Genomic DNA, 11447 nt, shown 5'->3' with positions numbered 1-11447 from the left:
AGCAGCGTCAGCTACCTGCCACCGCTTCCTTCCGCGCATTCCTGCGCAAAATATCCGCGGGCACGCCATACGTCCGGATGAACGCGCGGCGCATGCGTTCCCGATCCGTAAAGCCCGTTTCCTGCGCCACCACGTTGATCGTGTGCCGGCCCTGTTCGATCATGAATCGGGCCGCTTCGAGGCGAAGCTGTTCGACCGCCTTGGCCGGCGATTGACCCGTTTCCGCCAGAAACGCGCGGCTGAACTGACGAGGGCTGAGGTTGGCCACATCCGCCAGTTCCTCGATCGTGAGGGGGTTGCGCAGGTTCCGGCGAATGTGCGTGAGGACCAGTTCGATCCGGTCGGACTTGGGCGTCATGTCGAGCAGTGCGGAGTGCTGCATCTGCCCGCCAAGTCGACGCTGATTCATCACGAGAAGCCGCGCGACCATTTTTGCGGTGTCGGGACCGAGGTCGTTGTCGAGCAATGCCAGAGCCAGATCGATACCGGCCGTCATGCCCGCCGATGTCCAGATCGGACCGTCGTTCACGAAGATCCGGTCTTCTTCCGTGATGACTTTGGGAAACCGCGCCCTGAACTCGGACGCATGTGCCCAATGCATCGTCGCGCGCCTGCCATCGAGCAGCCCGGCCTCGGCCAGTACGAATGCCCCGCTGCATATCGACGTAATCCGTCTCGATACCCTGGCCGCCTCTTTCACGAATGCCACCACGGCAGCGTCGGCAGATGGCATTTTCATTTCCGTGATCGAGCCCACGATGATCGTGTCGAACGCGGGATCGCCGAATGCCTCGGTGTCCAGTTTCATGCCGCCCGAAGATTCGACGGGACCGCCGTGTTCAGACAACACATGGACGTCGTAGCGCTGCCCGCCGCGCGGCATGTTCGCAAGCTCGAACACCGTGAGGGCCGCGAGGCTCATCATCTGAAATCTTTTCGGCACTATGAAGCCAATCCGGTGCATGTCTGATCCTGCCGTCCGCAATGTGAACGTGGTGTGAATGCGCGCCGTCCGCGCGTGATCCCGAGCGGTGCGCGTTCTGCGCCCGAACGATGGATGTCATGAATGGTGGCAACAACGACATCATCGTAATGGCCCGCGACGTTAAGGTACAAGCACTTCTCCAACCCGCTTCGCAGCGTCGAAAGGAACACCATCATGTCGAAAATCATCCGGGCCGCAGCCGTTCAGATCGCGCCTGTTCTCTATAGCCGGGAAGGCACTGTCGACAAAGTCGTCAGGAAAATTCTGGAGCTCGGCAAGCAGGGCGTCCAGTTCGCGACTTTCCCTGAAACGGTCGTGCCGTACTACCCGTACTTCTCGTTCATCGAATCGCCGTTTGCAATGGGCGCCGAGCATTACAAGCTGCTCGAACAGGCCGTGACCGTGCCGTCGGACACGACTCGCGCCATCGGCGAAGCCGCGCGTCAGGCGGGCATGGTGGTGTCGATCGGCGTCAACGAGCGCGATGGCGGCACGATCTACAACACCCAGCTTCTGTTCGACGCCGACGGCACGCTCGTGCAGCGCCGTCGCAAGCTTTCGCCGACGTACCACGAGCGAATGGTCTGGGGAATGGGCGACGGCTCAGGCTTGCGCGCAATCGATACGGCAGTGGGCAGGGTCGGACAGCTGGCGTGCTGGGAGCACTACAACCCGCTCGCGCGCTACGCGCTGATGGCGGATGGCGAGGAAATCCATTCGGCGATGTATCCGGGCTCGTTCGCGGGCGACCTGTTCTCGGAACAGATCTCCGTCAACATCCGCCAGCACGCGCTGGAAGCGGGCGCCTTCGTGGTCAACGCGACCGCCTGGCTGACGCCCGAACAGCAACAGCAGATTCTGCAGGATACCCACACGACGCAAGTCGGCCCGATTTCGAGCGGCTGTTTTACGGCCATCGTCGCGCCGGATGGCCAGTTCCTGGGCGGCGAGCCGCTGCGTGAAGGCGAGGGCGAAATCATCGCCGATCTCGACTTCTGGCAGATCGACAAGCGCAAACGCATGATGGATTCGCGCGGTCATTACAGCCGTCCCGATGTGCTCGGGCTGGTGATCGACCGCACGCCGAAGACGCACGTTATCGAGCGGTCGCTGCGCGTGCCGGGTGAGCCCGTCGGCGATCTGGAAGTGCTCGCCTGAGCCGCGGGCGATTGAATGCATCAAGTGCGCATCGCGCGAGCGCGGTGCGCCAACTACATGGAATTCAACCGGGCACATTCGGCCCGAAACAGGAGCAAGCAAAATGGACTTCAACGAGGTAATGCTGGAGCGCAACGCAGAATTCGCCAATAGTGCATTCGCACCCGAACTCAAGATGATGCCGTCGACGGGAACGGTGGTGATCGGATGCGTCGATCCGCGCGTCGATCCCGCGCACGTGCTCGGTTTGAAGCAGGGCGAGGCGGCCATCATTCGCAATGTCGGCGGCCGGATCAACAAGCCGTTGCTCGAAACGCTTGCCGTGCTGAGCGTGGTCGCAAAAGCGGCGGGACGCCCGGACGGCGCGCGCAATCTCGTCCTGCTTCAGCATACGGATTGCGGCATCATCGGCTGCCACAAGCATGCGCCTGCGTTGCTGGCGAAGCATCTCGGCGTCGAAACCGAGAAGCTCGATGAACTCGCCATCACGGAGCCTTACGAGGCCGTCGCGCTCGACGTCGCCGCACTCCGCGCAAACGAGCAGTTGCCCGACAACATGATCGTGTCGGGACTGGTCTACGACGTCAAAACCGGGCTCATCAAGACGGTCGTTCCGCCTGCGCCTTTGCGCGGATCCGCTGGCTGATTACCGCAAGCCTTTTCCGACCGCTGGACTGTTCGGTCAAAAACGCAACTACCGGTCTGCCGCCCCGAACATCTTCACACGCCTTCGGCGGCAACCTTCAGCTTCCCAAAGAAGAGGCCGAGCCTACCGTGAAATTCGCTACGAAGCCTTCTTCTTCCGCGAAGAAGAAGACTTCATGTCGATGACATCGGGCGATCGCTTGCGCTTGCCCGGCACGACGCCCATGCGCGGGTCGCGTTCCCGCGCGAGCGCGACCATCTGATGCGCAACCGTTTCGAACTCGGGATGCCGCTGCGACACATACAGCCACTTGCCGAGCACGGGATGCGGCGCGAGCACCGGATATTCGTCGAGCAAACCGGCCTGCCGGTCGTGCGACGTGCACACGACCAGCCCATTCCAGGGCTCTTCGCCGCTCGCCACCGCGAGATACAGCAGCCCGTCGAGATACGCCGCCTGGAAGTTGAAGAACCGTTCGCGCGAATACTCGGGGTCGCTTTCCAGCGGCTCGAAGATCCAGACGAGCGGATTTTCGCGCTTGCGTTTCGGGTTCAGATCGACAGGCTGCATGACGGGGCCTTGAGTGAAATTTCTCCGATGATATAACCGCGTGCGTCGCGAGGCGCCCGGCGTGCCCGGCGCGCGCGGCCATTTGCCTCTTTCGCACGAATCCTGGCGAGAAACGGGTATCGTATCGTCCATGGTGCGCTGCAGCGTACCGTCAGAACCCAATGCAAATCAGGAGAAAGAAGCAACCATGGCAAAGAAGATCGAAACCATCGGCATCGTCGGCGCGGGCACGATGGGCAACGGCATCGCGCAGGTATCGGCGGTGGCGGGGTTGAAGGTCGTGCTGATCGACGTGACGGACGCCGCGCTCGAAAAGGGCGTCGCGACGCTCACCGCGAGTCTCGCGAAGCTCGTCGAGAAGGGCAAGATCGAAGCGGCCGCGCGCGATGCCGCGCTCACGCGCATCGAAACGTCGACCGACTATCAGCGCCTGGCCGGCGTGGACATCGTGGTCGAAGCGGCCACTGAAAACGCCGAACTGAAAGTCCGCATCCTGAAGCAGATCGAAGCCGTGGTGAGCGGCGAGACGATCATCGCGTCGAACACATCGTCGATTTCGATTACGGCGCTGGCCGCGACGATCGGCAAGCCGGAGCGTTTCGTCGGCATGCACTTCTTCAACCCGGTGCCGCTGCTGCCGCTCGTCGAAGTGATCCGCGGCGTGCAGACCAGCGACGACACGGCGACCTCCGTGCGCGAACTGACGGAGCGCCTCGGCAAGACGCCAGTCAGCGTCAAGAACGCGCCGGGCTTCGTGGTCAACCGCATTCTCGTGCCGATGATCAACGAGGCGTTCTTCCTGCTCGCGGAAGGCATCGCGTCGGCGGAAGAGATCGACGCGGGCATGCGTCTCGGCGCAAATCATCCGATCGGGCCGCTCGCGCTCGCGGATCTGATCGGCCTCGACGTGTGCCTGTCCGTGATGGATGTGTTCCTCAAAGACTTCGGCGATTCGAAATATCGTGCGTGCCCGCTGCTGCGCGAACTGGTTGCGGCAGGGCGTCTGGGCCGCAAGACGGGACACGGCGTGTATCGCTACGATCCGAAGCATTGATGCATCGGCCCGGCGTCATCCGAGTTCGAACGAGGTGACGCCGTAGAGCCGCGTGAGCGAAATATCCGGCGCGTGCTTCGTGTACATGCGCGCCGTTTCGAACACGCTCGTCAGGCGATGCCGTTCGGCGAGCGCGACAGCCGCCGAGTTGAGTTCGGGCACGTCGAGCGAGACGTTCTCTCCGGGGCAGCGTGCGACGAGCGCCGTGAACAATGCTTCCGCGATTGGCGTGTCGTCGGCGAATAGCGGACCGATCTTGCGTCCTTCGCGGCATCGGCGAAGGACGCCATAGCCGCGTATCTGCCCGTCGCCGATATAGGCGAGTGCGACTGCATCGGGCTGATCGATCCATGCGCGCAGAAATGCGGTGCGCGACGCGGGAAAAAAGCGGCTGTCATACGATGCGAGTCGATCGAAGGGCATGTCGTGCACGTCGATCAATGCAGTGTCGTGTGAAACGACGGCTTCGACGATGCCCTGAAAACGTATGTTCCGATACGCAAGCTGAAAGCCCGACTTCCTGTAGTTCGGCTGCTGCGCGACCACGCCGTCGAGTCCGATATTGCGCTTGCCGAGATAGTCGATGCCATGTTGCCAGATGCGCAAGCCTAGCCCCTTGCCGCGAAACTCCGGCTTCACGATATACAGCCCGATGAAGCCGAATTGCCCGTCATACGCGACAGCCGATATCGTGCCGACCGGTTCGCCGCGCCATTCGCCGATGAAGAAGCCATTCGGGTCGGCGGTCTGAAAACAGTGTGCGTCGTGCAACCCCGGGTTCCAGCCTTCTCGCGCGGCCCATTCGATGGCGAGAGTCACTTCGTCGGCGTTCATCGTGCGGACGATGAAATCGCGTGCCATGTCCGGCGCTTCTTCCATGATGGCTCCTTGTTGTGTCCTCGTTGCATCCGAGGGTCGTAGCACATGAAGGGTTCATCTTCGAGCCATCCATGATGCAGCTAAAACCGGTTACGCGTCGGCACGTATGCGGGCGCGTGGCGTTACCACTCTGCTCGGTGAGCGAACGCGAAAGCTTGAGTTATCGACATGCTTTGTCTAGATTAAATCTTACCGATGGTCGTAAAAAAGGTAAGAACTACTAGATTATTTTTCTGCACTACGTGAAAAACAACGACTGTCCCTGTTTGCGAAACAGTTTGCGTTCCGTTGCTCGCACATCGGAATTGCAGGCTGGGACAGCGCTAAACGTGTCGAGGTGCAAGATGGCCACTACTCAACGAAGCCCGTCCCGGGTGCGCTCAACGGCAGTGAAGGTCGCGACGGCGAGAAAAAGCGCAACGCAAGCCGATGCCGACCCGCCACATCAACGTCTTAAACCGCGCGACATACTTGCCGCGATGAAGCCCGGCGTTCGATATTCGACAGCGATGCTAGCCGAACAACTTGGCGTGACCGTGCACGCAATCAATCCTTTACTGGCCCAGCTTGCAAACGAAGGTCGATGCTGGCAGATGCCCGGTCAGCGAAGCTCGGTTTTCTGGATACCCACGTCCAGGGAAGCGAGAGATTTTCTTGAAAGACAACGCCGGCGCGTCACGTGGAACAAGGGCTCGCTGCAGGGCTATGACGAACAGCATCGCACTTTTCGTGAACTGTGCATGTTGACGCGTCACTCGTGAACACGGGCGCGTAAATTGCGTGCTTCATGTCCGAATGGCGCCGATGCGCCAGTCGACAGGGAGAGCGACATGAACCGCGATCAGCTGAAAGGCGTTGCGCAGCAGGTGAAGGGCAAGGTCAACGAAGTCGTCGGCAAGGCGACGGGCAATCGCACGCAGCAACTGAAGGGCGATTTGCAGCAGGCAGCCGGAACGGCGCGCAAGGCGTTCGGCGACGGGAAGCAAAAAATCAGAAGGTTGGGCCGGTGACGTCGATACGTCGGGCCGGCCCGCCCGTCATAAGCTCGTGTGAAAAACTCAATGATCGTGCCGCATGCGGGCCGTCGCCGGTTGCTGCGCGGCCTTGCGGCTCAACAGCAGCGTGACGGCTGCCGACACGGCGAGCGTCGCGCCGACCACATACAGGCCCGCTGAATAACCGCCCGTCACGTTCTTGAGCCAGCCGATCGCGAATGGTCCGACGAAGCCGCCGAGGTTGCCGACCGAGTTGATCATCGCGATACCCGCTGCGGCGCCCGCACCGGACAGGAACATGCTCGGCATGGCCCACAGCGGCGCCTTTGCCGCGCTGATGCCGACGTTGACGATGACAAGCGCCAGGACGATCAGCAACGCCGTGCCGGCCTGTCCCGCAAAGATGAAACCGACGCATGCCAGCGCGCACGGAATCACGACGTGCCACGTGCGTTCTTCCGTCTTGTCGGAGTGCCGCGCCCACAACACCATCGCGATCACCGCGAGGACGCTCGGAATGCCTGTGAGCAGGCCCGTTTGCAGCGCGCTGAAGCCGAACTGCCTGACGATCAGCGGCGCCCACAGGCCGAGCGTGTACAAGCCTGCCGACGTGCCGAAGTAGATCAGCGCGAGCGCCAGCACACGCGGATCGCGCAACGCGCTCAACGCGCCCGCCGTGTGACCCGCATGACCTTTACGCTCGTCGGCTTCGGACTTGAGCTTCGCGATCAGCCACGTGCGCTCGTCGTCTTGCAGCCAATGCGCTTTGGACGGCGTGTCCGTGAGGAACTTCAACACGACGAAGCCGAGCACGATGGCAGGCAGCGCTTCGATGATGTAGAGCAGTTGCCAGTCGGCGAGGCCGAACATCGGCGGCATCTGCATGATCGCGCCGGAGATCGGCGAGCCGATGGCCGTCGAAATTGGCGCAGCGGCCATGAACCACGCTGCCGCCGCCGCGCGCTGTTTCGCCGGAAACCAGAGGCTCAGATACAGAATGATGCCGGGAAAGAAGCCCGCTTCCGCGACGCCCAGCACGAAACGCAGCACGTAGAAACTGGTCGGTCCCGTGACGAAGGCGGAAGCCGCCGACACGATGCCCCACGTCACCATCACGCGCGCGATCCAGATCCGCGCGCCCACACGATGCAGGATCAGATTGGACGGCACTTCGAACAGAAAGTAGCCGATGAAGAACAGCCCGCCGCCCAAACCGAATGCCGTCGGCGAAAGACCGATCGCCTTGTTCATCGTCATTGCCGCGAAGCCGACGTTGACGCGATCGAGAAAACTGACGAAGTAAAGCAGCATCACGAACGGAATGATCCGCCACATGAGCTTGCGCGAGACCCGCGCTTCGAGTTCCGCTTGCATGTGTCTCCTCCTTCGAGGTTAGCCGGACTGTGCCGGACAATCGGGCTTCGCGCGTCGTCTGCCGTTTGCGGTCAGTTGTTGTTGTGTGCGCGAAGCCTTGGGACGTGCGCGTTATGCCGCCACGGCGACCTTCTCGACGAGCGCGCACACGGCCGCCGTCACTTGCGCCGTCGTCGCCTTGCCGCCGAGATCGCCCGTATGCAGCGACGTATCGGCCGTGACGGCTTCGATCGCGCTCATCACGCGCTTCGCGGCGTCGAATTCGCCGAGATGCTCGAGCAGCATCACGACCGACCAGAACGTGCCGACCGGATTCGCGAGGCCCTTGCCCATGATGTCGAACGCCGAGCCGTGGATCGGCTCGAACATCGACGGATAGCGGCGTTCGGGATCGATGTTGCCCGTCGGCGCAATGCCGAGGCTGCCCGCCAGCGCGGCGGCGAGATCGCTGAGGATGTCGGCGTGCAGGTTGGTTGCGACGATGGTGTCGAGCGACGCGGGGCGATTGATCATGCGCGCCGTCGACGCATCGACGAGTTCCTTGTCCCATTTGACGTCGGGGAACTCCTTCGAGATTTGCAGCGCGACTTCGTCCCACATCACCATTGCGTGACGTTGCGCGTTGCTCTTCGTGATGACGGTGAGCAGCTTGCGCGGACGCGACTGCGCGAGACGGAACGCGAAGCGCATGATGCGCTCGACGCCGGCGCGCGTGAGGATCGACACGTCGGTCGCGGCTTCGATCGGATGGCCCTGATGCACGCGGCCGCCCACACCAGAATATTCGCCCTCGGAGTTTTCGCGGACGATCACCCAGTTCAGGTCTTCCGGCGTGCAGCGCTTGAGCGGCGCGTCGATGCCGGGCAGGATGCGCGTCGGGCGCACGTTCGCGTACTGGTCGAAGCCCTGACAGATCTTCAGGCGCAGGCCCCACAGCGTCACGTGATCGGGCACGTCGGGATCGCCCGCCGAACCGAACAGGATCGCGTCCTTGTCGCGAATCGCATCGAGACCGTCGGCGGGCATCATCACGCCATGCTGGCGGTAGTAGTCCGCGCCCCAGTCGAAATTCTCGAACTCGAAGCGGAAGCCGTTGCTCGTGCGCGCCAGCGCCTCCAGCACTTCCTTGCCCGCCGGCACGACTTCCTTGCCGATGCCGTCGCCGGGAATCGTCGCAATGCGATAGGTCTTCATGTCTCGCTCCTTCAAATATCGATTTGGAATGGAGCCGACTTTACCTAACTGAGAACGCAGTAACCGGTGCTAGACTCAAAGCATCTTTAACTTCAGTTCACAAATCGCACCGTGACCGACACCGTTCAACCGACCGACCTGAGCTTTTTCTCGACGCTGGCCGCATCGGGCAGCCTGAGCGCGGCGGCGCGCGAACTGGGCTTGACGCCTGCCGCCGTGAGCAAGCGGCTGACGCAGATGGAGCAGCGCGCAGGCGTGCCGCTCGTCAACCGGACGACGCGCCGAATGATGCTGACGCCCGATGGCGAGCTGTATCTGGAGCACGCGCGGCGGATTCTCGATGAGATCGAAGCATTGTCTGAACTGTTGGGCAGCGCGAAGAAAAGCCCGAAGGGTTTGCTGCGGGTGAACGCGACGCTCGGCTTTGGGCGCAGTCATGTCGCGCCGGCGATATCGCGCTTCGTCAATCGTTATCCGCAGGTCGCGGTGCAATTGCAGTTGTCGGTGACGCCGCCGCCGCTCACCGACGATGCGTTCGATGTGTGCATCCGCTTCGGCGAGCCGCCGGATAGCCGTGTGGTCGCGCGCAGGCTTGCGGCGAATCGGCGGCTATTGTGCGCGGCGCCGTCGTACATCGCCGAATACGGCGTGCCGCTCGCGCCGCATGAACTGGTGCGGCATAACTGCATCGGCATAAGGCAGGGCGACGAAGCGTATGGCGTGTGGCGGCTGACGACAGGACGCGGCGCCGCGCGCAAGACGGAAGCGGTGCGCATCAACGGCAATCTGACGACGAACGATGGCGAGATCGCAGTGAAGTGGGCGCTCGAAGGGCACGGCATTCTGATGCGCGCGGAGTGGGACATCAACGAGTATCTCGCCGATGGGCGGCTCGTTCAGGTGCTGCCTGCCTATGAGACGCCGGGTGCCGATATTTATGCGGTGTATTCGCAGAGGCACCAGATGTCGGCGCGAATACGTACGTTTGTGGATTTTATTGCGGGGGAGTTGAGGGGGGCTCGGGAGGGGTAGGGCTCCATGCCCTTGCACCTTTTGATCACTTTGCCTTGACGGATTTTTAAGAATCGAACCTTGCTTCATGCAAGATACAAAATTCGCGTGCCCACTTTGATTCGGATATCTATGCAATGAGATGCGCGATATGTCGATCGCGTATAGCTTTAGAGGAACGGGCCTTCGATGCATGAATTTTCATACTACAAGATCAACAAATTGTTGTGGCGCTGGAGCAAGAAGCAAGGCGCGTCCGCGATCCGTGACGTGAAAGTTTCGTTCGATGAATTGCCACCCGCGCTGCCCGTCCGACCAATATCGAAGGTCGCGCCAGCTTCGAAACAGCCAAGACAGTCGCCATGGGATGAAATGCTCGATGATTTCGGAAAATTTGGAACCTGGCTAAGTGAGTCGCTAACCAGACCGACGCCATCTCCTCAGCAGAAACACGCGAACGTTCCGCCATTCGATATCCAGCGTATCCCTCGCGCGATGCGCAAAGAGAGGATGCCGGTGGGGGCCAAACTGATGGAACGCTGGTTCTCAGGTCGGTTGAATTACTCGCCGACGCCTGCCGACGAGGTGGCGGAAATCAATCAGGCTGGGCAGCACTACCCGGCTGACATGTACGACACCACGTCGATCAAGCTCGATTGGGTTTTGAAGTTTGCCCGTGCGAAGGAGAAGTACGACGTGCTTATAGGCGAGGCAGTACGTTCGTCTGCAGCCCGCAAGGTGATGCATGACAAACTCACGACTTATAAGTACGAGACTCGCCTTTTCACATCAGATCTTTGCGGAAATGACACGAGGGAGTTGCATCAGCGTTTCCAGTTTCAGCGCGTTGAAGTTGATGGAAGCTTTTGCGAAAAATTAGCTGCGCAGCTGCGAGCGGACATAGAACGGTTCGGCGTTCCGGATGATCTATCTGCTGCCCTAGGCTCGTTCAACATCTACGCTGCCATTGGGAGCGTCCGATTCTCCCGGGACTATCTGGGCGGCAGCGAGGCTACGAAAGCTGACGTCACTGGTGTGTGGATTTACGTCAAAGACAATTACACATTTACTGATCAGCAAGGCGAACGTTCGCAATACCTTGGACATTGGAGTACGGCGGGTGTCATCGTCGTTCCTCTTGATGAGGTTGCGTCCTTCTCATCTTATGTCCCGTATGTAGATTCGCCGGTCACGGTTGGAAATCCAGTGATCGAAGGGGAGGTTTATTACCCCGTACATAACAGCGACTTCCGCGAGTGGTCGAGGAAGCATCAACGAGGAGGCGACTTCATCATTTACTCGGATCGCCGCTTTGTTCCGATGGTTCCACCCATCACCCTGTATCTATGACGCCAACTTCCAGTCGTATCGCGCTTATTTCACTGCTGGCTGGCGCGGTTTATTTCGGGCTGTTTAACCACACTCCCTCGGGCACGGACTGTCGAAAATCGACTTCGCCTGACGACCGATACACGGCCGAACTTTGCATGCTGAAATGGCGCGGGCGTGGCAACGCGGAATACGTTGGTCGCGTCTTCGACGCCAGGAACGGACGATTGCTGGCTCAACATACATTTGCGA

12 protein-coding genes are annotated in these 11447 nt (G+C 60.9%); 7 read left to right on the top strand and 5 right to left on the bottom strand.

The features are described from left to right. Positions 1-7 precede the first annotated feature (7 nt). On the bottom strand, positions 8-964 hold the full coding sequence (locus tag QEN71_RS37875) for a GlxA family transcriptional regulator (RefSeq protein ID WP_201649872.1): 957 nt from the start codon (positions 962-964) through the stop codon (positions 8-10). 195 nt (positions 965-1159) lie between these two features. Between QEN71_RS37875 and QEN71_RS37870 the strand changes: the two genes are divergently transcribed. Together QEN71_RS37870 and QEN71_RS37865 are read left to right on the top strand one after the other, a co-directional pair. Then, positions 1160-2143: a nitrilase-related carbon-nitrogen hydrolase gene (locus tag QEN71_RS37870; protein ID WP_201649873.1), complete on the top strand. Its 984-nt coding sequence runs from the start codon at positions 1160-1162 to the stop codon at positions 2141-2143. 103 nt (positions 2144-2246) lie between these two features. Further along, positions 2247-2789 (top strand): carbonic anhydrase, encoded by a 543-nt coding sequence (locus tag QEN71_RS37865; protein ID WP_201649874.1) that lies wholly within the window; start codon positions 2247-2249, stop codon positions 2787-2789. Positions 2790-2927: 138 nt separating this feature from the next. Here the strand turns inward: QEN71_RS37865 and QEN71_RS37860 are convergent, their stop codons facing one another. Beyond that, entirely contained in the window at positions 2928-3359 is a 432-nt protein-coding gene (locus tag QEN71_RS37860) for a hypothetical protein (protein ID WP_201649875.1), read from the bottom strand. A gap of 187 nt (positions 3360-3546) precedes the next feature. Between QEN71_RS37860 and QEN71_RS37855 the strand changes: the two genes are divergently transcribed. Next, on the top strand, positions 3547-4413 hold the full coding sequence (locus QEN71_RS37855) for a 3-hydroxybutyryl-CoA dehydrogenase (protein ID WP_201649876.1): 867 nt from the start codon (positions 3547-3549) through the stop codon (positions 4411-4413). A gap of 15 nt (positions 4414-4428) precedes the next feature. Here the strand turns inward: QEN71_RS37855 and QEN71_RS37850 are convergent, their stop codons facing one another. After that, positions 4429-5292: a GNAT family N-acetyltransferase gene (locus tag QEN71_RS37850; RefSeq protein ID WP_201649877.1), complete on the bottom strand. Its 864-nt coding sequence runs from the start codon at positions 5290-5292 to the stop codon at positions 4429-4431. 344 nt (positions 5293-5636) lie between these two features. On the opposite strand from QEN71_RS37850, the gene QEN71_RS37845 reads away from it, so the two are divergent. Further along, positions 5637-6053 carry a hypothetical protein gene (locus QEN71_RS37845; protein WP_201649878.1) on the top strand — a complete coding sequence of 139 codons (417 nt, stop codon included), beginning with the start codon at positions 5637-5639 and terminating at the stop codon, positions 6051-6053. Positions 6054-6122: 69 nt separating this feature from the next. Beyond that, a complete protein-coding gene (locus QEN71_RS37840; protein WP_201649879.1) occupies positions 6123-6302 on the top strand; it encodes a CsbD family protein in 180 nt (59 codons plus the stop codon). 48 nt (positions 6303-6350) lie between these two features. On the opposite strand, the gene QEN71_RS37835 is transcribed toward QEN71_RS37840, so the two are convergent. Next, positions 6351-7661 (bottom strand): MFS transporter, encoded by a 1311-nt coding sequence (locus QEN71_RS37835; RefSeq protein WP_201649880.1) that lies wholly within the window; start codon positions 7659-7661, stop codon positions 6351-6353. A gap of 111 nt (positions 7662-7772) precedes the next feature. Then, positions 7773-8855 (bottom strand): tartrate dehydrogenase, encoded by a 1083-nt coding sequence (locus QEN71_RS37830; protein WP_201649881.1) that lies wholly within the window; start codon positions 8853-8855, stop codon positions 7773-7775. A gap of 111 nt (positions 8856-8966) precedes the next feature. On the opposite strand from QEN71_RS37830, the gene QEN71_RS37825 reads away from it, so the two are divergent. Beyond that, positions 8967-9887, top strand: coding sequence for a LysR substrate-binding domain-containing protein (locus QEN71_RS37825; RefSeq protein WP_201649882.1), 921 nt, complete (start codon positions 8967-8969; stop codon positions 9885-9887). Positions 9888-10055: 168 nt separating this feature from the next. Further along, positions 10056-11216 (top strand): DUF6402 family protein, encoded by a 1161-nt coding sequence (locus tag QEN71_RS37820; RefSeq protein ID WP_201649883.1) that lies wholly within the window; start codon positions 10056-10058, stop codon positions 11214-11216. The last annotated feature ends 231 nt before the right edge of the window (positions 11217-11447 follow it).

Source organism: Paraburkholderia sabiae (assembly GCF_030412785.1).
GTDB classification, from domain to species: domain Bacteria; phylum Pseudomonadota; class Gammaproteobacteria; order Burkholderiales; family Burkholderiaceae; genus Paraburkholderia; species Paraburkholderia sabiae.
Note: the sequence above shows the minus strand (reverse complement) of the source record. Positions and strands in the feature narration are given on the sequence as shown.